Here is an 18,133-nt window from a genome sequence, read left to right as displayed (position 1 = left end):
TCAGTAGAGCGAGCCTTTGCCGGCGGCGCCGAACAGCTCGATCTTCTCGGCGGCGACCACCTTCATGGCCTCGATGCAGGCGGGCTGGATGGCGTTCGGCTCGCGCACCTTCGGGTCGTCGCCCAGCACCTCGCGCATCTTGTCGTGGTAGGCGACCTTGATGTCGGTGGAAATGTTGATCTTGTTGATGCCGATCTGCGCCGCCTCGCGGATCTCGTCGTCCGGGTTGCCGGAGCCGCCGTGCAGCACGAGGGGGATGCGCACCCTGCTCTTGATCTCCTTGAGCAGGTCGAGCTTCAGCTCCGGCTTGAGGTGGGCCGGGTAGAGGCCGTGGAAGGTGCCGATCGCGACGGCGAGGCTGTCCACGCCGGTCTGCTCCACGAACGTGACCGCGTCGTCGGGGTCGGTGTAGATGATCTCGGCCGCCCCGGCCTCCGCGTAGCTGTCGTTCCCGCCGATCGTGCCGAGCTCGCCCTCCACCGACAGGCCGAGGACGTGCGCGGTGTCGGTGACCTTCTTGGTGATCGCGATGTTCTCCTCGAACGGCTTCAGCGACCCGTCGATCATCACGGAGGTGAACCCGTACCGGATCGCCTGGAGGATCTGCTCGTAGGTGGCGCCGTGGTCCCAATGGATCGCGATCGGGACGCTCGAGTGGTGCGACCGCTCGGCGATGCCGGTGATCATCTCGGGGCCGATGTGCCGCACCTCGTCCGGGTGGATCCCGACGATCAGCGGCGCGTTCGTCTCCTCGCTGATCTCCACGATGCCCTTGAACATCGCCCAGTCGCTGATGTTGAAGGCGGGCACGGCGAAGCCGTGTTCGTTGGCGACGTCCAGGATCGCCTTGCCGGTCGTCAGCATGTAGGTGTCGTCTCCTTATTGCGTGCTGGGTATGTGTCGTCAGGCCTTGACGGCGCCGGCGGTGAGCCCGCCGATGAACCGTCGCTGGAACAGGAGGAAGAGGAGGAGGACCGGCACGGACCCGAGGATGCTCATCGCCATCATCTGGTTCCACTCGTAGGAGTGCTGGCCCATGAGCAGTTGGATGCCGATCGGCACGGTGCGCATGTCGTCGGTACGGGTCAGCGAGAGCGCGAACAGGTACTCGTTCCACGAGATCATGAACGTGTACACGCCGACCGCGATCAGGCCGGGCACCGAGATCGGCACCAGGATCCGCCACAGCGCGGTCCAGTTGGTGCCGCCGTCGACCTTGACGGACTCGTCCAGCTCCCGCGGCAGCGTGTTCAGGTACGCGGTGATCATGATGATCGCGTACGGCAGCGTGAACACCATGTGCGTGAGGATCAGGCCGGGATAGGTGTTGTACAGCCCGAGCCCCACGACGAGCCCGAAGTACGGGATGACGAGCGTGATCGGCGGCACTGCCTGCACGCTGACGATCACGGCGTTGATGGTCTTCTGGAATGGGAAGGTGAAGCGACTGAACGCGAACCCGGCCAGCAGGGCCACCAGCAGGGTCATGATGGTCACCGCGAAGGCGACGACGTAGCTGTTGAGGAAGTACCGCAGCTGGGTGCCGTCGCCCAGGATCGCCCAGTACGCGTCGAACGAGAAACTCTCGGTGACGAGCTTCGGCGGGTTCTGGAAGACCTCCCCGTTGCTCTTGAGCGAGGTGGACACCATCCACAGGACGGGCAGGAAGGCGAACAGCCCGCCGATGACGAGCCCGGTGACGACGCCGGCCTTGGCGAGGGTGCGGCGGGTCTTGACGGTGGTGGCCATGCGTCTCACCGCTCCCTTTGCTGGCGTACGTAGAAGAAGGCCAGGATCATCGTCAGCAGCAGCACGATCACGGCGGCGGCGGACGCGGTCGCGAACTCGTACTCGCTGAAGGCCTGCTTGTAGGTGTAGGTGCTGAGCATCTCGGTGGTGTTCAGCGGGCCGCCGCCGGTCGTCATCCAGATCAGGGCGAACTGCTGGGAGGTCCAGATCAGGTCGAGCACCGCCATGCTGACGATCACCGGCCGCAACTGGGGCAGCGTCACGTGGACGAACCGCTGGTACCCGTTCGTCCCGTCCATCGCGGCCGCTTCGTACAGGTTGCCGGGGATGCCCTGCAGCGCCGCCAGCAGGCTGATCATGAAGAACGGGTAGCCGGACCAGATGTTGACGAACGTGATCGCCCAGAGCGCCTTGTCCGGGTCGCCGAGCCAGTTCACGCCCTCCTGGATGAGGCCCAGGGTCCGCAGCACGTAGTTGACCACGCCGGACGGATCGAGCAGCAGCCGCCAGATGACGGCGATCACCGCGATCGTGAACAACCAGGGCAGGATGTAGACGATCCGGAAGACGGCCTTGGCGACCCCGCCCAGCAACGGGCTGTTGAGCAGCATCGCGAAGGCCAGGCCGAGCACCAGGTGGGCCACGGTGCTGACCGAGATGAAGAGGGCGGTGTTCTTCAGTGCCGCCAGGAAGTCGGGGTCGGTGAGCACCTTGGTGTAGTTGGCGAACCCGGCGAACACCGGGTTCGCCTCGACGATCACGTTGTCCCGGAACGAGTAGCTGATCACCATGACGATGGGGACCACCATCAGGACCACGATCAGGAGCACCGTCGGGGACAGATAGCCGTACGGGGTCAGGCGCCCGGCCAGGGTGGCGCGGGCCCGGCCGGGTGTGACCTGTCCCCCGGTGGGCGCCGCGGCCTTCGGCGCCGTCGTGGATGTCATCGCTTTCTCCTTGATCGCGCGCCGCGCCGGGTGACCGGCGCGGCGCCTGGGCGGGCTACCCGATCACCGAGGACCAGGACTCCTGCGACTTGGCCAGGGCGTCGTCGACGCTCGTCTTGCCGGCCAGCACGAGCTGGAGCTGCTCGGCGAAGCTGCGCATCAGGTCCTCGGACTTGGGCAGGCCGACGAACTCGTTGGCCGGGTAGCCCTGCTGGTAGATGTCGAAAGCGGTCTTGAACAGCGGGTCACTGTCGCTGAAGTCGGGCTTGGCGTTCTTGTTGCCGGGGAAGCCGTTCGCGATCGTGCTCAGCTTCGCGTTGGTCTCCTTGCTGAGCAGGTAGGACACGAACTTGAACGCCTCGGCCTTGTGCTCGGTGGAGTCGGAGATGCCGATGCCCCACGACGCGTACGGGATGCCGCGCTTGCCGGTGTAGCCGTCCTCGGCGGGCAGGGCCGCCACCTCGAACTTCAGGTCCGGCTTGTTCTTCTTGATCAGGTTGATGTGCGCGAGCGAGTCGATCATCATGCCGACCTGGCCGTTGCTGAACTTCTCGACCTTGTCCTGCTCCTTCATGGTGAGCGAGCCGGGGGCGATGGCGCCCGCGTCGTTCAGGGTCTTCACGTACTCGACCACGCTCTTGACCTGCGGGCTGGTCAGGTTGGGCTTACCGCCGGTCAGCATGCTGCCGCCGGAGGCCCAGAGCCAGGACATGACGTCGTTCTGGACGCCGTTGGGGACGGCGGTGTCGAGCGGGAGCACCCAGCCCTTCACGTCACCGCCGGTCGCGCTGATCTTCTTGGCCGCGTCGAGGAACTGGCTGCGCGTGGCGGGCACCTCGGCGACACCGGCCTTGGTGAGCAGGTCCTTGTTGACGAAGAGCGGATAGACGAAGTTGACCACCGGGATCATGTAGGTCTTGCCCTCGAGCTGCACCTGGCTGGCGAGCTGGCCGGCGTCGTACTTCGCGTCGGTCATCAGCTTGGACAGGTCGGTGATCGCGCCCTGCTTGGCGAAGTCGTTGACCCAGGCGCCGTCGAGGCCCACCACGTCGGGGAGGGTCTTCGACGCGGCGCCGGTGATCAGCTGCTGCTTGGTCGAGGCGTACGGCGCGCTCAGCAGCTTGATCTTGATGTTCGGGTTCTGTGCGGTGAAATCGTTGACGATCTTGTCGAACTCCCCGGCCGGGAGCTCGGCCCCCCACCACTGGGCGAACTCCAGGGTCACGGTGCCGTCGGAGGCGGTGTCGTCGCCCGAGCCGCCCGAGCCGCACGCCGCTGCCAACGCGACCGTCGTGGCCGCCGCCACCGTCCCCACCACTCGCCTCATCCGGGTTGCACGAACCGCCATGACGGGCTCCTTCTATTTCGAGATCTTTCCGCCCTCTGCCGCGTTGGCCGTCACGTTAGCAGCGAGTTACGAAGGTAAACAAGAGAAGAACAGCATAAAGCTGCGAACTACGGCATACTCTGGTGCCATGAAGCAGGCACCGGCATCCCTTCGCCGCCCCCTGAGCTTTCGATATCCCCGGCGCCACCGGCCATTCGGCACCGCTGCTCGCTCTTGCGAGTCTCATCGGCTCTGTGCCGGACTATGCCCAACAGAGGCGGGTTTGTGGCATACTGCCGCACTGACAAGGGGGAATCAGTGAGCGTTGGCAGGGACGAGCGGCAGCGCCACCTACCCGCCGGGCGCAAGGCTCAGCTGGCCGCGTACGTCGCGGAGTCCGGGCAGGTCACGGTCGGCGAGCTGGCCGAGCGCTTCGGCGTCTCCATCGACACCGTGCGCCGCGACCTCGACCAACTGGCCGCCGAGGGCATCCTCGTGCGCACGTACGGCGGCGCCGTCAGCCTCTCCACGGTCTCCCGCACCGACCGCGCCGTCGACCAGCGGCTCGCCGTGCAGGAGCAGGAGAAGGAGAAGATCGGGACACTGGCCGCGACCCTGGTCAAGGACGGCTCGACCATCATGATCAACGGCGGGACGACCACCCTCGCGCTCGCCCGCAGCCTCGGCCAGCACCGCGACCTCACGGTGGCCACGAACAACCTGCTGGTGCCGAGCGCGCTCCCGCCCACGGCCGTCCGCGACATCTACGTCTTCGGCGGCGCGGTCCGCGCGCTCACCCTCGCCACGATCGGCCCGGTCAGCTTCCGCGCCAACACCGGCGCCGAGCTGGACGTCAGCTGCGACCTGGCGCTGATCGGCGTCGGCGCGGTCGCCGCCGACGCCGGCTACACGACGAGCAACCTCGCCGAGGCCGCGATGATGCAGGAGATGATCTCGCGTGCGGCCCGCGTGGCGATCCTCGCCGACTCCTCCAAGTTCGGCCGCCGCCTGTTCGCCCAGGTGTCGGAGCTCGGCGCCGCCGACTACCTGATCACCGACACCGCACCGCCCGCCGACCTGCGGGCCGCGCTCAAGGCGAGCGGCGTCGAGGTCCTCACCCCTGCGGCCAGGCCCTAGGGCCGATCGCCGGCGAACGTCACTCAGGACGACGGGGCCGGTCCGGTCAGGCAGTGCTGCACGAGCGGTCCGAACCAGCCGGCCAGTTCGTCGACGGACGATGACGCGATCGGTTCGATCCTGACGATGTAGCGGGCCACGGTGAGGCCCAGGAGCTGGACGTTGACCATGCCGGCCCGGACTGTGGCGTCCGGCGTGCCGAGCAGTGCCGCCACCCGGCCGGTGATCTCCCGGTCGATGTATTCGCGGATCAACGTCTCGGACTGGTCGTCGGCCCGGGCCGAGCGGGTGAGCATGGCGAGCGGGGTGCGGCCCGACGCGTCGATGCTCTCCACGAGTGTCCGGACGATGCGCTCGCCGATGCCGTCGAGGCCACCGGCGAAGATCGATTCGATGGCCGGCGGGACCTGGGCGGACAGCTCGACGGCGGCGGCGAACAGGCCCTGTTTGCTGCCGAAGAAGTAGAACACCATCGCCGGATCGACTTCGGCTCGGGCGGCGACCGCGCGCACCGTGGTGCCGCCGTAGCCGTGCTCGCGGAACAGCGCGCGAGCCGCATCGAGGATCCGCTGCCTGCTTTCCGCGCCCGTGCGCCAGCGGCCGGGACGGGCGGGGGAACTGTGCTCTGTCATGACCGGGCAAGTCTATCGGGGCTTTCTTCATCGCTGGTGGACTTTCAGGTCCGGGCGCCGGTAGCTTGAACTTCATCAGTGATGAAGAAAGGGCCGCGATGAAGGTGATCGTGATCGGTGCCGGTCTGGGCGGGCTGACGCTGGCGCAGGGCTTACGCCGGATGGGAATCGACGTCGTCGTGTACGAGCGGGACGGCGCGCGGGGACGCGCGCAGGGTGTCGGCCTGCATGTCGACGACCGAGGCGCCGAGGCGCTGCGAGCGTGCCTGCCTCCAGCGCACGCCGCGATGGCCCAGGCCACGACGGGCGGGCCGCGCGAGCGGACGCTGACGTTGTCCGACGTGGACGGCACGCTCACCGTCGTGGGTACTCAACCGGCCACCGGCGTGGGGAGTCGGCCGCGCCCGGGGCGGCAGGCTCATCGCCCGCTGCTGCGTGCGGTGCTGCTGACCGGGCTGGCGGACGTGGTCCGGTTCGGAACGGAGTTCACGCGGTACGAGCAGCGGGCCGACGGCACCGTCCAGGTGTGGTTCGCCGGCGGCGGCACGGACACGGCGGACGTGCTGGTCGGCGCGGACGGGATCGGCTCGGCGGTCCGCCGTCAGCACCTGCCGCACGCGCGGGTGGTCGATTCGGGACGGCGCATGCTCATGGGCGCGACCGCGCTGCGGACGATCGCCGATACCGGGCTGCCCGGGCTGATCGGCCACAGCCCCGCCCGCGTTCAGGTGGGCGGCACGATGATGGCGCTGGGCGTGCTGCGGTTCACCGAGCCGCCGGTGGCCGCGCGGCAGCGGTGGTTGCCCGCCTTGCCCCTCGACGCGGTCGCCACGGCCGAGGACTACGCGATGTGGGCTCTGCCGGTCACGCGGGAGCAGCTCGGCCAGGCGTCGTCGCCGGCCGCGCGGTGGCGCCTGGCCAAGGAGCTGGGCGGGCACCTGCCCGCGGCCCTGCGGCTGATCGTCACCGAGGCGTGGCCGGACCTCACGGTCGCCCTGCGCATCGGGACGATCCCGCCCGTACCCGCCTGGCCCGCCGGCCCGGTGACGGTCATCGGCGACGCCATCCACCTGGCCCCGGGCTTCGGCGGCAACCTGGCGATGCAGGACGCGCGCCGCCTCTGCGCGGCCCTGGTCGAGGCGTATCACGGCCGGCTGGATCTGATCGACGCGATCGGCGCCTACGAGGACACGATGCGCCGCGACCGCTTCCCCGCGCCCGCCGCGGCGAAGGCGGGCACATGAGCCTCAACGTGCTGACCCAGAAGTCGTTGTCCTGGTTCGCCGCGGTGGGCGGCCGGCGCACGGTCGCCGAAGGAGCCGCGTCCCGGGTGTTGTTCCTGGTCGCCTATCTGCTGACCGGTCAGGTGCCGACGTCCGCGCTGGTGGCGGTCGGCGGCGTGGCGGTGTTCGCCGTGGCTCGGGTGCTCACCGGCAGGAAGTACTGGCAGGCAGCGGTCGGGCTGGTCGTCGTGGGGGCCTCCGCGGCGCTGGCCGGCAGCACCGGGCACGCGGCCGACTTCTACCTTCCGACCGTGCTCATGCAGGCGGCCGGGGGTGCGGTGTTCCTCGTGTCCATTCTCGTGCGGTGGCCCGTGATCGGTCTGGCGGTGGGGGCGGCACGCGCCGAACGGTTCGGCTGGCGGCGCGACCCGGCACGGCGACGGCGTTATCAGCTGTGCACGGCGGTCTTCGTGGCGAAGTACGGCATCGCCACCATGGTGCTGGTGCCTCTGTACCTGACCGGGAAGGTGACTCCGCTCGGCATCGCCGCCACGCTGCTGGGCGGTGCGCCCGCGATGGGCGTCTGCGTCTATCTGTGCTGGCGCATCATGCGGGCTCAGGCAGACCCGGCTCCGGCCGCCATCGGGCAGAGCCACTGAGAGCGCGTCCCTGGTTGAAGGGATCGGCCGGTCGGCGGCTCGCCGTCCGGGCCATGGGCGGGTGCGGTGTGGCCTGGTCAGCGCAGTCGAGACCAGGCCGCAGGGGCGCTGTCGGCCGCTAGGTTCCGGCCCTGCGCTCGCGTTCGTATGCGGCGTTGATCCGCTGCGCCTCGGCGAGCTGGTCTTCCAGGATGATGATCCGGCAGGCGGCTTCCACGGGAGTGCCCTGATCGACGAGCTCCCGGGCCCGCGCGGCCAGCCGCAACTGGTAGCGGGAGTAGCGGCGGTGGCCGCCGCTGGAGCGTTTCGGCTCGATCAGACCCGCGGCGCCCAGAGCTCTCAGGAACGTGGGGGTGACGCCGAGCATCTCGGCGGCCGCGCCCATGCTGTAGGCGGGGTAGTCCTCATCGTCGAACCGGTCTTCGGCCGTGCGTTCGGCCGTCGTTTCCGTAATCCTGCCGGGAGCCAGCGTGTCACCCTCGGCAGCCGAGCGACGTTGATCCATACATTCCCTTCTCATCACGCGCACAGGGGCCCCGGCGCCTGTTGCGCCGGGGCCCCGAAAGAGTTCAACACCATCTACCGGCCGTCCGGCCGGCTTACTGTTGTGCGCATCCACCGTACTGAGCGACGGCGATGCGCGGATCGCGGATGCGTGACCGTAGACCACCTACCAATCCCGTGGAACTGCGGTACCCGAGCGGCGCAACTTCAGCCGGCAACGGGCGATCCCGATGGCGTCTACACTCCCTTCCTCTTTCTTTCTTTCTCTTCCGGACCACTTGCCAACTTCATCTTCGGCAGCGCGTCCACGATCAGGGCCCCTACCTACTGCGCTGGCCCGTCACGTCCGACCTTCTGCCGTCGACCTCTGACTTCGACCTCTGACTTCGTCTTGCTGCGGGCAGTTCGTCGTGATGCCAGGAACTACTTTCGCTGCCCGATGGATCCGTTTCTTGCTATGTCAGAAACCATAGTACGCCCACTCGCGAATGTCTACCATCGCCGCTACAGATTTTCGGATCCGGGCATGGCAAGCTTCCCGCCCGGCCCGCTCGCGCCGTCAGCCGGTGGCGTTCGGGCGGGTGAAGGAGAGCAGGTTGTCGATCTGCGTGAAGCCGGCCACGTCGAACAGCGCCCAGGATGGTTCCGGGTCGCCGGCCGCGTACAGGATCGTCTCGGACGCTGCCTGTTCGCGCAGGAGTGCGTCCGCGTGGAAGAGCAGCTCCCGTTCGAGCTCCTCGTCGGCGTGGCCACCGGCCGCGCCGAACCACCACAGGACGCACAGGCAGCCGATCGGCTCCTGGACGACCAGCTCGGCCGCGGCGTCGTCGTCCCGGGCCTTCAGCCACCAGCCCGGCGGAGTGCTGGTGGCGACGGCCTCGACCACCGGGGACGCCGGGGCGCGGAGGGCGCAAGGTGCCGTACGGCGCAGGTAGCGCCAGGAGTTCCGGGCGACGAACCCGGCGTGCTCCAAGACTTTCCGCGTCACGGGCCGGCGCGCGGCGGGCAGGGCCGCTGGGGCGGCCGGGCCCGGTCCGGGGTCGGCGGCGAAGGCGTGCACGGGTACGCCGTCGCCCAGCCCGCGCAGGGCGTGACGGACGAGCGCTTCGACGACGTCCAGGGTCTCGCGCCCGTGCAGCCACAGGATGTGCCCGGAGCCGCGATCGCGGTGTGCCGCGTACGAGACGACTCCGATGGCCTGGCCGTCCGGATCCAGCAGCACGTCGGTTCTGGGACGTTCGAGGCCGGAGCGGGGATCGGGACCGCCGGACAGGGCGTCGTCGAGCAGCTGCGGGGTGCACGCCGGCCGGCCCGGGAGACGGTCGGCATCGACGAGCGCGAGCACCGCCGCGCTGTCGGACTCCTGGTAGCGGCGGATTCTTCGCCCCGCCGCCGAGGAGCCGGGGAGCAGGTGGAACGGGGCGAGGATCTCGTCGGCGGACAGCGTGTTGCCCGTGCTCGCGGCGGTTCTCATCGCGGCGGCCGCGAGAGGGCCGGCGGTGTGCGGCGGGACCACCAGGAGCATGAACCCGTCTTGGCCGCCGCGCATCACCCTGATGGTGTTCGGGGTCGACGACAGGCCGCTGACGCGGACGAAACAACCGTCGATGAGCAGGTGCGCCGGGACATCGTCCCAGGTGGCGGTGTCGAGCCCGATCCGCAGGACGGGCCCGAGCCGGTCCTGGAGGACGCGGACGAGGGCGGGCAGCTCGCGGCGCAGGTCGCGGGAGTGCGGCCACCAGGCCCCGTCGAGCGGTCCGTCGCGGGTCAGCGTGGGTTCGAGGAACACCCGGGCCGGCTGGAGGGCGACGGGTGCCGCTGGTGAGTGGCGGTTCGGCATCAGGCGTGCCGCCTGTCTCCGGCGTGAAGGGCCGGTGGTGTCCGGGGCGACGCCGGCACGGTTGCCGGCGTGCGAAATGTCCCGGACAACTCACCATACGCCGCCCGGGGCCGGACATGGTGCGGGCCCGCACCCATGGTGGGTGCGGGCCCGAACCCTAGGCCGCGTCAGGTCAGGCGGCCACGATGTTCTCCGCCTGCGGGCCCTTCTGGCCCTGGACGACGTCGAAGGACACCTTCTGGCCCTCGTGCAGCTCACGGTAGCCGCCGTTGGCGACGATGTTGGAGTAGTGCGCGAAGACGTCGGCGCCGCCGCCGTCCTGCTCGATGAAGCCGAAGCCCTTTTCGGAGTTGAACCACTTCACGGTTCCGGATGCCATGGCGATCTCCTTCAGAGATTGGGGAGTCACGCGATCCGCACTGTGCGAACCGCGGTGTCGCCGCGATGAAGCCCACCCGGAGATGACCGGAAACAAAAAACGCACCTGGAGAATCGTCTGCCAGGTGCGCACAAAGTCTTATGGGTACAACAACTGCAACGCTCATCAGCCTACCACACTTGAGCGGAGCAGTCCACATTCCCCCTGTCTCGTCGTTCGTGACGGGGGAAAGTGTCACGAATCGTGCCGTTCGCTTCGTCTTTGCTCATGTACGGCGCCGAGAGGACGGGAGCGGTCATGAGGATCGCGGTTGCGGGTGGGACCGGGATGACGGGGCGGCTGGTGGTGGAGGCACTGCGGGCCCGCGGGCACGCGCCCGTGGTGCTGTCGCGCGGGCAGGGCGTCGATCTGCTGAGCGGGGCGGGGCTGGACGCGGCGCTGGACGGGGTGGAGGCGGTCGTCGACGTCAGCAACGTGACCACGCTGCGCAAGTCGGTGTCGGTGGACTTCTTCGACCGGGCGGGGCGGCACCTCGTGCGGGCGGCCGAGCGGGCCGGGGTGCGGCACCTCGTGACGCTGTCGATCGTGGGGGTCGACCGGGTCAGGAACCCGTACTACGCGGGCAAGCTGCGGCAGGAGGAGATCGTCCGGGGCGGTGGGGTGCCGTGGACCATCCTGCGGGCGACGCAGTTCCACGAGTTCGCGGGCCAGGTGCTGAGCGGGGTGCCGGGGCCGGTCGCGGTGGTGCCGGCGGCACGGATCCAGCCGGTCGCCGTGCAGGAAGTGGCCGCGACGCTCGCCGGCCTCGCCGCCGACGCGCCGCAGGCGATGGCCGCCGAGCTGGCCGGGCCGCGGGTCGAGTCGCTGGTCGGCATGGCCCGGCGCCTCATCGCCGCGGGCCTCGCCCGGCGGCGTCCGGTCCTGCCCGTGTACTTCCCCGGCGGGACGAGCCGTGGCCGCCTGCTTCCGACGGGCCCTGGGCCGCGGGGCACGCAGACGTTCGACGACTGGCTCAGGGCCAGGAAGGGCGCGGGCGTCTGACCTGAAGCGCCGGTCACCTCTGGTCCCATGTGATCGGGTCCCATGTGATCGGGTCCTTGTTGCGGCCGGTTCTGAACGAGCACCTCTCCCTGTCCATGGCGTTCGTCAAGGCGGCGCTCGTTCCACCACCGCCGACGTCCTCGACGGCGTGGATCTCACGGGCGAGCGCGCCGTCGTCACCGGAGCGGCCTCCGGCATCGGCGCGGAGACGGCCCGCGCCCTGGCGGCGGCGGGCGCGCACGTCACGCTCGCCGTACGCGCCCGACCGGCAGGTGTCCTTGGGAACGCTCGGGCAGTGACTCCCCCGGGCTGCCTCTGACCTGCGCGTACACGCGTAAGAGCCGCATGCCGGACAGGCTGACAACACCGTTCGCCTTGCGGACACGTGAGCGGACCGCGACGTTGGTCCTCGTCGCTCAGGTCTCGACGCCTCACCCCGCACCCAGGAGTCACTATGACGCTGCCCGCACGCGCCGCCGCACTCGCCCCCGCCGTTCTGTTCGCTTCACTGCTGACCGGGACCGGCGGGGCGCAGGCGGCCGGGGCGGGGGCCCTTCCCAGCGTCAGCATGGAGGCCACCGTCAAGGCGGCCCAGATCGACCCGCGGCGGCCCGACAGCACGCTGACCCCTGGGGCCAAGGACAGCGTGCTCCTCGTCGAGCAGGCGTTGCGTGACCGGAGCCTGCTGGATGCGAAGTGGGTGGACGGGTACTTCGGCACGACCACGGTCGCGGCCTACGCGAAGTATCAGAAGTCACTCGGCCTGACGGGGCTCGACGCCAACGGCCTGCCGGGCAAGGCGTCGCTCACCAAGCTGGGCGCCGGCCGCTTCAAGGTCACCGCCGTCATCGATCCCGGTGGGCGGGTGTCCACCGGCGGGTTCGTGGTCAACGCCCGTACGAACGGCATGCTGACGGAGGCCGAGCGGCTGCTCGGGCGCGAGCTCGTCCTGGACCAGGGCTCGTACAACCCGGGCGGCGACCCTACCTCGGCGGGCACCCACGACGGCGGCGGTGTCGTCGACGTCTCCGTGGCGGGGATGAGCGCCGCCACCCGCACGGCGGTCGTCCGCGCGTTGCGGGTGGTCGGGTTCGCCGCCTGGGTGCGCAGCCCGCGGCAGGGCGACTGGCCCTGGCACATCCACGCCGCCGCGATCAGCGACCCGAGCCTGTCGGGCCAGGCCCAGCACCAGGTGGGCGACTACTACCTCGGCCTGAACGGGCTCGCCGACCGGGGCGAGGACGACGGCCCGGCGGTGACCATCCGCACCTGGGAGGAGTACCGGCGCCGCTGACCCGTGCGCGACTCGATCTTTCCGAACCGGAACCAAGGAGAACAGCATGAGAACGTTCACCACGATCCTCACCGCGATGGCGCTCGGCGGGGGGCTGCTCGCCGCCGCCGCGCCCGCCTCGGCCGCGAGCCGGGACGGCGTCTGCGACAGCGGCGAGTTCTGCTACTACTTCAACAGCGACAACCAGGGATCGGTCTCCGACTTCACCGCATCGGTCGCCGACTACGCCACCACCCAACCCACCTGCTACGACTTCAAGGGCCCCGGCGCCGGCAAGGGCGAATGCATCAAGAACGCCGCCGCCTCCGTCTGGAACCGCAGCAGCAAGACCGTCCGCGTCTACTACAACACCGGATACGCCGGCACCTACCAGGACTTCGCCGCCGGCGCCAAAGGCAACCTGAACGCCACCCTCAAGAACCAGAACGCCTCGCACGAGTTCGGCCCGTCCTCGTCGTCGCGCAGCAACATGTCGTACTCGCTGTACACGGCCAGCGGCACGATCACCTGCGGCTTCGACGGCTACACCTCGACGGAGGGCCGGCACGAGGGCATCGACATCGCCCGCGGCGTGGGCTCGAACGTGCACGCGCTGGTCGCGGGCGAGGTCATCAACGTCGTACGCGGGGCGACCGGCCGGGCGAACCTGTCCACGATCGCCATCTACAATGCCGCCGCGAACAAGACGGTGATCTACCTGCACTCCGCTCCGCTCTCCTCGTTGCGCGTGGGCCAGCAGGTCACCCGCGGCCAGGTCATCGCCACGGAGTCGTGGCACGGGGTGTCGAGCCGCGCGTCCGCGCACACCCACGTCGAGATGCGACCGGGACGGCAGACGCGGGCGGCCAAGAGCGTCGGCGACCCGCACCTGGACAACCCGAACCCGACCTCGTTCTGGAACTCCCAGGGCTACAACGTCCGATAGCGATGAGGAGGACGACTGTGCTCGCACGAACGGTCTGGTTGTTACCGAGGCTCGCCGCGGCGGCCACCGCGCTGGCGCTCGGCGGGGGGCTGCTCGCCACCGCGACGCCCGCCTCGGCCGCGAGCCGGGACGGCGTCTGCGACAGCGGCGAGTTCTGCTACTACTTCAACAGCGACAACCAGGGATCGGTCTCCGACTTCACCGCATCGGTCGCCGACTACGCCACCACCCAACCCACCTGCTACGACTTCAAGGGCCCCGGCGCCGGCAAGGGCGAATGCATCAAGAACGCCGCCGCCTCCGTCTGGAACCGCAGCAGCAAAACCGTCCGCGTCTACTACAACACCGGATACGCCGGCACCTACCAGGACTTCGCCGCCGGCGCCAAAGGCAACCTGAACGCCACCCTCAAGAACCAGAACGCCTCGCACCAGTTCCTGGGCTCCGCGCCCCCACCCACGCCGCCGCCCACCTCGCCGCCCTCATCGCCGGCCGAGTGCAAGACCGACGGCACGGACACGAAGCTGCCCACGACGATCCTCGTCTACCGGACCTCCCTGGACCGCGTGGAGCGGGTGGACTTCAAGACCTACGTGAAGAACGTCCTGCCGAACGAGTGGGTGTCGAGCTGGCCCGCCGAGTCGCTGAAGGCCGGGGCGATGGCCGTGAAGAACTTCGGCTGGTATTGGGCGCTGCACTCCAACCGCAAGACGCCGAGCGGCCAGTGCTTCGACGTCTACGACCACACGTCGAGCCAGGTGTACGAGCCCGGCTCCGCCAAGGCGACGACGAACGCCGCCGTGGACGCCACCTGGGGCGCCCGCCTGACCCGCGGCGGGAAGATCTTCCGTGCGCAGTACTGCGCCACGACGACGGCATGCGGCAACTGGGTCGACGGCGACTGGATGTCGCAGTACGGCTCCCGCGACAAGGCCGCGGCGGGCTGGAGCTACTCCAGGATCCTCAAGCACTACTACACGGGGATCGTGCTCAGCGCCTCCTGAGGCTCTTGAGGCCGGCGTCCCGCTCCGGTTCTCCGCCGTGCCGGCACGGCGGAGAACCCGCGCTGTCAGCCGACGATGAGCTGGAAGTTGATCGGCCGGTTGCCGGGGAACACGATCGCCCCGGTGGCGTCCACCATCTTGAAGCGGACGTAGCACAGGCCCGGCTTGCGGGGCGTGGTGACGTCGGTCCGGATGTCGACCGTCTCGCCCGGCTGGGTGTCCGCGATCGGCACGTCGGAGATGGTCTGGCAGTGGTGGTTCTGCTGGGTCACGTCGAGGCGGCGCAGCGAGTAGCCCTTCCACGGCACGGTCCCGGCGTTCCTGAGCCGCCACACCTTGGTCACGGTCTCGCCGGCGCCGACGCGGGTGCAGTCGGGAAGGGTGACGTCCTCGACGAACTCGGCCTTGTCGCCTTCGTACAGGGGGGCGGCCCAGGGCGGGTTGGTCGCGGGCACGGGGCACTCGGCCGGGGAGAACGCGACGAGGGACGGGCTGCTGGTCACGGTGATGCTGGGCGTGGCGGGCCGGGCGCCGCGATTGACGGCGACCACCGTGAGGACCACCGCTCCCGCCAGGACGACCACCACCGCCGCCAGGTGAACCGGCCGAAGCCGCCTTCCCTGGTCCCGCGCGGGAGGCGGCGGCCCGGACGGAGCGGTGCTTGTCGACCTGACCGCCTGGTTGGCGCTCTCCCAGCGTTCGCGGTACGCCGCCGGGTCCGCGCCGCAGGCCTTGACGAACTCCACCGTGGTCTCCCAGCTCGGGAGCCGGTTGCCCTTCGTGGCCTCGTGCAGCGTCGTGTGGGAGATCGCCCCCGACCGGCCGGACATCTCACGGAAAGGGGGGTTACCGGATGCGCTGCGTAACTCCCGGAGGATCGTCGCGAATCCCGCGATCGCCTCCGCCCGTGCACGTCTGTCGTCCACCGTGCGAAGGTAACAGTACGAACCACCCCAAGGGCGGCGTTTCCACCTTTCCGGGGGCGCGGGGAAAGCGCTGTCCGGTGGTCACGCATGGTCATGGCGGAGATTCGGCACGGTGGCGGCCAAGTGGAGCAGGTCGATGAGCTCGGCCAGGCCGGCCCGCACGTTCGTGAGCCGCAGGTGCCCGTGGCCGATCATCCGGGCGGCGCGCACCAGGACGGCGATCCCCGCCGCGTCGATGAAGCGCAGCCGGCCGCAGTCGACGACGAGGTCGCGGCCCGGGCGCGCCGCCTCGCGGAGCGCGGCCTCCAGGACGTCGCAGCTGGTGACGTCCAGCTCGCCGATGAGGTGCACGGTGTGCGGGTGGACCGGGTCCCGGTGCGCCTCAAACAATCTTGAGGGGTGCCTTGATGTTGATGCCATCGTGGGTGATGTCGAATTCGTGAGGCTGCGGGACATGACGGCTGGCTCGGGTCTTCAGCACGGTCAGCGCCCGCCCGACGTGCGTCTCGTTCCGCAGGTACTGCAGCAGGATCACGTTGTCGGACAGGTGCGACACTCCGCGTTCGGACAGCCTGGTGTGGCCGTACAGCTCAGCCGACTCGTAGGTCAGCAGGACGCTGATGCCCGCCCGGGAGCAGTGGTTGAGCAACGCGTAGACGAACTCCCTGAACCGTTTCTCATCGGGGCACGCGGCCGCGAGGTCACCGAGGCTGTCGATCACCAGGCGGTGCGCGCCGGTCGCTCTGATGGTTTCGAGCAGGTCGTAGTACCACTGGTCGATGTAGATGTCGTTGGGTGAGTCGCAGCGCAGCACGGCGGCCCGCTCGCGGACGTCCCAGCCGAACCCGCCGATCATGCGTTCGAGCTGGACGCGGTTCTCCTGCATCGAGGCGTAAACCCCGGGTTCGCCCAGTTTCGCCCCGCCGTAGATGAACTGCAGCCCCATCACCGTCTTGCCGGATCCCGACGGGCCGATCACCAGGGTGGCGGAGCCGGGCCAGTAGCCGTCGCCGACCAGCTCGTCCAGCGCGGAGATGCCGGAGGTCGCCCGGCGCTCGCCCAGCTCGTACGAGCCGGCGTCGACGTCGCTGAGCCGCGGGAACACCCGCACGCCGGCGCTCTCGATGCGGTAGGCGTGCGCGCCGGAGCGGAAACCGCTGCCGCGCAGCTTCAGCACCCGCAGGGCCCGGTTGTCGCGCTGCCCGGAGTCCTCGGTGGCGAGCAGGACGGCGGCGTCGGCGACGGCGAACTCCGGGCAGCCCTCCAGCTCGTCGCGCCGGTACTCGCCGAGCCACAGCGCCATCGTGCCGGTGGCGGCCAGGTGACCGGCGAGCTGGTGGACGAAGCCCTCGAAGTCCCGCTCGCCGACCCCGCGGTAGCGCAGCGCGCGGAAGCTGTCGATGACCAGGAGCGAGCACGGCTGCCGCTCGACCCGGGCGGTGATGCGGTGGAGGATGCCGGTCAGGCCGTCGTCGTCGAGCTCGCCGCTGAGATCCTCGAACAGCACCTCCCTGCCGACCCGGCCGGGGTCGAAGAACGACAGGGCCTCGCCGAAGTACAGGATCTTGCTCAACGGTTCGGCGACGGTGCTGAGGTAGATCGCGGGAAGCCGCTCGGTGCCGTTCGCGAACGCGTACTGCTGCGCCAGGACGGTCTTGCCGCTGCCCGGCAGGCCCGCGATGAGGGCGACGGACGGGTTGATCAGGCCGCCGCCGAGTATCGCGTCGAGCCGGGCCTGCCCGCTCGCCAGCCGCCGCTCAGGCACGGCGCACCTCCGAGGCGGCGCCGGACGGCTCGGTCAGCAGCCGCACCGCGGCCAGCACCTCCAGAGGATGCACCGGCTTGCGCAGGAACCGGCTGGAGCGCAGGTTCGCGGGCGGCGGCAGGATCGACATGGCCAGGACCGGGACGCCCGCCCGCGTGAGGTCCGCGCAGAGCTGGACGGTCAGGCCGTTGGAGGTCATCAGGTCGACGATCGCGAGGCGGGGCGGGCTCGCCGACTCGTCGCGGCCCGCCTGCGCCGACCCCGTCACCACCGTGGGGTAGCCCTCGGCGTCGAGGAAGGAGGACAACGACCGGCCGGAGAACCGGTCACCGTCCACGAGGAGAATCCGCGGCAGGACCGCCGGCCCGCTCGCGCGGACAGGCATCCGCAGCCGCACCACCGTGCCCTGGTCGCCGCGCCGGCCCGGCCGGATCGTCACCTCGTCGGCCAGGGCGAGCACGATCCGCAGGCCCCGCCCGCGATCGCCGAGCGTCACGCCGACCTCGAACACGCCCTGATCCGACACGGTGATCCAGACACCCTGGTCGGTGTCCTCCCACCGCACGGAGATCATGTCGGTGGCGCCGTGCTCGATCGCGTTGGCCGACAGCTCGTGCGTGACCAGCACGATCCGATCCCGCTCCCGGTCGGCGAGGCCCGCCTCCTCGGCCAGCCGGCCGACGAAGGCCCGGATGTCGGCCAGCACGCCGGGGCTCACCGTGAACAGGTGCTCGATCGGCTCGCTCGCTTCGGAGCCAGGCACTAAGGCCATACCTGGGCC

At 69.7% G+C, this 18,133-nt stretch carries 20 protein-coding genes; 8 read left to right on the top strand and 12 right to left on the bottom strand.

The features are described 5' to 3' along the window. Genes HCN51_RS39860 through HCN51_RS39845 form a run of 4 tightly spaced genes read right to left on the bottom strand, consistent with a single transcriptional unit; the run spans position 1 to position 4,044 of the window. Positions 1-864 carry a ketose-bisphosphate aldolase gene (locus HCN51_RS39860; RefSeq protein ID WP_168017257.1) on the bottom strand — a complete coding sequence of 288 codons (864 nt, stop codon included), beginning with the start codon at positions 862-864 and terminating at the stop codon, positions 1-3. 39 nt (positions 865-903) lie between these two features. Then, positions 904-1,749 (bottom strand): carbohydrate ABC transporter permease, encoded by an 846-nt coding sequence (locus tag HCN51_RS39855; protein WP_168017256.1) that lies wholly within the window; start codon positions 1,747-1,749, stop codon positions 904-906. 5 nt (positions 1,750-1,754) lie between these two features. Continuing rightward, a complete protein-coding gene (locus HCN51_RS39850; RefSeq protein ID WP_168017255.1) occupies positions 1,755-2,696 on the bottom strand; it encodes a carbohydrate ABC transporter permease in 942 nt (313 codons plus the stop codon). Between the two features lie 55 nt (positions 2,697-2,751). Continuing rightward, on the bottom strand, positions 2,752-4,044 hold the full coding sequence (locus HCN51_RS39845) for an ABC transporter substrate-binding protein (protein ID WP_206068431.1): 1,293 nt from the start codon (positions 4,042-4,044) through the stop codon (positions 2,752-2,754). 297 nt (positions 4,045-4,341) lie between these two features. Between HCN51_RS39845 and HCN51_RS39840 the strand changes: the two genes are divergently transcribed. Continuing rightward, positions 4,342-5,160, top strand: coding sequence for a DeoR family transcriptional regulator (locus HCN51_RS39840; protein ID WP_168017254.1), 819 nt, complete (start codon positions 4,342-4,344; stop codon positions 5,158-5,160). Positions 5,161-5,183: 23 nt separating this feature from the next. Here the strand turns inward: HCN51_RS39840 and HCN51_RS39835 are convergent, their stop codons facing one another. Continuing rightward, complete coding sequence (locus HCN51_RS39835) at positions 5,184-5,792, bottom strand: TetR/AcrR family transcriptional regulator (RefSeq protein WP_168017253.1); 609 nt, start codon at positions 5,790-5,792, stop codon at positions 5,184-5,186. Between the two features lie 98 nt (positions 5,793-5,890). Between HCN51_RS39835 and HCN51_RS39830 the strand changes: the two genes are divergently transcribed. Together HCN51_RS39830 and HCN51_RS39825 are read left to right on the top strand one after the other, a co-directional pair. Further along, the gene (locus HCN51_RS39830; protein WP_168017252.1) at positions 5,891-7,036 is read left to right on the top strand and encodes an FAD-dependent oxidoreductase; all 1,146 of its coding nucleotides are present in this window, start codon (positions 5,891-5,893) and stop codon (positions 7,034-7,036) included. Then, positions 7,033-7,674 carry a DUF3159 domain-containing protein gene (locus tag HCN51_RS39825; protein ID WP_168017251.1) on the top strand — a complete coding sequence of 214 codons (642 nt, stop codon included), beginning with the start codon at positions 7,033-7,035 and terminating at the stop codon, positions 7,672-7,674. The genes HCN51_RS39830 and HCN51_RS39825 overlap by 4 nt, the downstream gene beginning before the upstream one ends. Positions 7,675-7,792: 118 nt before the next feature. On the opposite strand, the gene HCN51_RS39820 is transcribed toward HCN51_RS39825, so the two are convergent. From HCN51_RS39820 to HCN51_RS39810, 3 genes are all read right to left on the bottom strand, one after another. Further along, complete coding sequence (locus tag HCN51_RS39820) at positions 7,793-8,059, bottom strand: helix-turn-helix domain-containing protein (RefSeq protein ID WP_240973754.1); 267 nt, start codon at positions 8,057-8,059, stop codon at positions 7,793-7,795. A 678-nt stretch (positions 8,060-8,737) separates the two neighbouring features. Further along, complete coding sequence (locus tag HCN51_RS39815) at positions 8,738-10,018, bottom strand: DUF5994 family protein (RefSeq protein ID WP_168017249.1); 1,281 nt, start codon at positions 10,016-10,018, stop codon at positions 8,738-8,740. Positions 10,019-10,190: 172 nt separating this feature from the next. Further along, positions 10,191-10,397, bottom strand: coding sequence for a cold-shock protein (locus HCN51_RS39810; protein WP_168017248.1), 207 nt, complete (start codon positions 10,395-10,397; stop codon positions 10,191-10,193). A 297-nt stretch (positions 10,398-10,694) separates the two neighbouring features. Here HCN51_RS39810 and HCN51_RS39805 point away from each other — a divergent pair, with 297 nt between their 5' ends. The 5 genes from HCN51_RS39805 to HCN51_RS39785 all read left to right on the top strand — a co-directional run bounded on the left by HCN51_RS39805 (position 10,695) and on the right by HCN51_RS39785 (position 14,661). After that, a complete protein-coding gene (locus HCN51_RS39805) occupies positions 10,695-11,438 on the top strand; it encodes an SDR family oxidoreductase (RefSeq protein ID WP_168017247.1) in 744 nt (247 codons plus the stop codon). Further along, positions 11,350-11,757: an SDR family NAD(P)-dependent oxidoreductase gene (locus tag HCN51_RS62585; protein ID WP_346433963.1), complete on the top strand. Its 408-nt coding sequence runs from the start codon at positions 11,350-11,352 to the stop codon at positions 11,755-11,757. The genes HCN51_RS39805 and HCN51_RS62585 overlap by 89 nt, the downstream gene beginning before the upstream one ends. A gap of 135 nt (positions 11,758-11,892) precedes the next feature. Further along, positions 11,893-12,732, top strand: a complete 840-nt coding sequence (locus tag HCN51_RS39795) for a peptidoglycan-binding domain-containing protein (RefSeq protein WP_168017246.1) — start codon at positions 11,893-11,895, stop codon at positions 12,730-12,732. 46 nt (positions 12,733-12,778) lie between these two features. Next, positions 12,779-13,657, top strand: coding sequence for a peptidase inhibitor family I36 protein (locus HCN51_RS39790; RefSeq protein ID WP_168017245.1), 879 nt, complete (start codon positions 12,779-12,781; stop codon positions 13,655-13,657). 17 nt (positions 13,658-13,674) lie between these two features. Beyond that, a complete protein-coding gene (locus tag HCN51_RS39785) occupies positions 13,675-14,661 on the top strand; it encodes a SpoIID/LytB domain-containing protein (protein ID WP_206068430.1) in 987 nt (328 codons plus the stop codon). Between the two features lie 65 nt (positions 14,662-14,726). Here the strand turns inward: HCN51_RS39785 and HCN51_RS39780 are convergent, their stop codons facing one another. The 4 genes from HCN51_RS39780 to HCN51_RS39765 form a co-directional block, all read right to left on the bottom strand. Further along, a complete protein-coding gene (locus tag HCN51_RS39780; protein WP_168017243.1) occupies positions 14,727-15,491 on the bottom strand; it encodes an NBR1-Ig-like domain-containing protein in 765 nt (254 codons plus the stop codon). 177 nt (positions 15,492-15,668) lie between these two features. After that, positions 15,669-15,977 (bottom strand): STAS domain-containing protein, encoded by a 309-nt coding sequence (locus HCN51_RS39775; protein ID WP_168017242.1) that lies wholly within the window; start codon positions 15,975-15,977, stop codon positions 15,669-15,671. After that, positions 15,970-17,352: an ATPase domain-containing protein gene (locus HCN51_RS39770; RefSeq protein ID WP_206068429.1), complete on the bottom strand. Its 1,383-nt coding sequence runs from the start codon at positions 17,350-17,352 to the stop codon at positions 15,970-15,972. Before HCN51_RS39770 ends, HCN51_RS39775 begins: the two co-directional genes overlap by 8 nt. Next, a complete protein-coding gene (locus tag HCN51_RS39765) occupies positions 17,345-18,124 on the bottom strand; it encodes an ATP-binding protein (RefSeq protein WP_168017241.1) in 780 nt (259 codons plus the stop codon). The genes HCN51_RS39770 and HCN51_RS39765 overlap by 8 nt, the downstream gene beginning before the upstream one ends. Positions 18,125-18,133: the final 9 nt, after the last annotated feature.

This window comes from Nonomuraea composti (assembly GCF_012034275.1).
In the GTDB taxonomy this organism is placed as follows: domain Bacteria; phylum Actinomycetota; class Actinomycetes; order Streptosporangiales; family Streptosporangiaceae; genus Nonomuraea; species Nonomuraea composti.
This window is presented reverse-complemented; position numbering and strand designations above follow the sequence as displayed.

What these genes read in the sequence shown, in the direction of transcription:
- HCN51_RS39860 (WP_168017257.1), bottom strand. Translation starts at nt 864, where the DNA reads ATGCTGACGACCGGCAAGGCGATCCTGGACGTCGCCAACGAACACGGC.
- HCN51_RS39855 (WP_168017256.1), bottom strand. Translation starts at nt 1,749, where the DNA reads ATGGCCACCACCGTCAAGACCCGCCGCACCCTCGCCAAGGCCGGCGTC.
- HCN51_RS39850 (WP_168017255.1), bottom strand. Translation starts at nt 2,696, where the DNA reads ATGACATCCACGACGGCGCCGAAGGCCGCGGCGCCCACCGGGGGACAG.
- HCN51_RS39845 (WP_206068431.1), bottom strand. Translation starts at nt 4,044, where the DNA reads ATGGCGGTTCGTGCAACCCGGATGAGGCGAGTGGTGGGGACGGTGGCG.
- HCN51_RS39835 (WP_168017253.1), bottom strand. Translation starts at nt 5,792, where the DNA reads ATGACAGAGCACAGTTCCCCCGCCCGTCCCGGCCGCTGGCGCACGGGC.
- HCN51_RS39830 (WP_168017252.1), top strand. Translation starts at nt 5,891, where the DNA reads ATGAAGGTGATCGTGATCGGTGCCGGTCTGGGCGGGCTGACGCTGGCG.
- HCN51_RS39825 (WP_168017251.1), top strand. Translation starts at nt 7,033, where the DNA reads ATGAGCCTCAACGTGCTGACCCAGAAGTCGTTGTCCTGGTTCGCCGCG.
- HCN51_RS39820 (WP_240973754.1), bottom strand. Translation starts at nt 8,059, where the DNA reads ATGGGCGCGGCCGCCGAGATGCTCGGCGTCACCCCCACGTTCCTGAGA.
- HCN51_RS39815 (WP_168017249.1), bottom strand. Translation starts at nt 10,018, where the DNA reads ATGCCGAACCGCCACTCACCAGCGGCACCCGTCGCCCTCCAGCCGGCC.
- HCN51_RS39810 (WP_168017248.1), bottom strand. Translation starts at nt 10,397, where the DNA reads ATGGCATCCGGAACCGTGAAGTGGTTCAACTCCGAAAAGGGCTTCGGC.
- HCN51_RS39805 (WP_168017247.1), top strand. Translation starts at nt 10,695, where the DNA reads ATGAGGATCGCGGTTGCGGGTGGGACCGGGATGACGGGGCGGCTGGTG.
- HCN51_RS39795 (WP_168017246.1), top strand. Translation starts at nt 11,893, where the DNA reads ATGACGCTGCCCGCACGCGCCGCCGCACTCGCCCCCGCCGTTCTGTTC.
- HCN51_RS39790 (WP_168017245.1), top strand. Translation starts at nt 12,779, where the DNA reads ATGAGAACGTTCACCACGATCCTCACCGCGATGGCGCTCGGCGGGGGG.
- HCN51_RS39780 (WP_168017243.1), bottom strand. Translation starts at nt 15,491, where the DNA reads ATGTCCGGCCGGTCGGGGGCGATCTCCCACACGACGCTGCACGAGGCC.
- HCN51_RS39765 (WP_168017241.1), bottom strand. Translation starts at nt 18,124, where the DNA reads ATGGCCTTAGTGCCTGGCTCCGAAGCGAGCGAGCCGATCGAGCACCTG.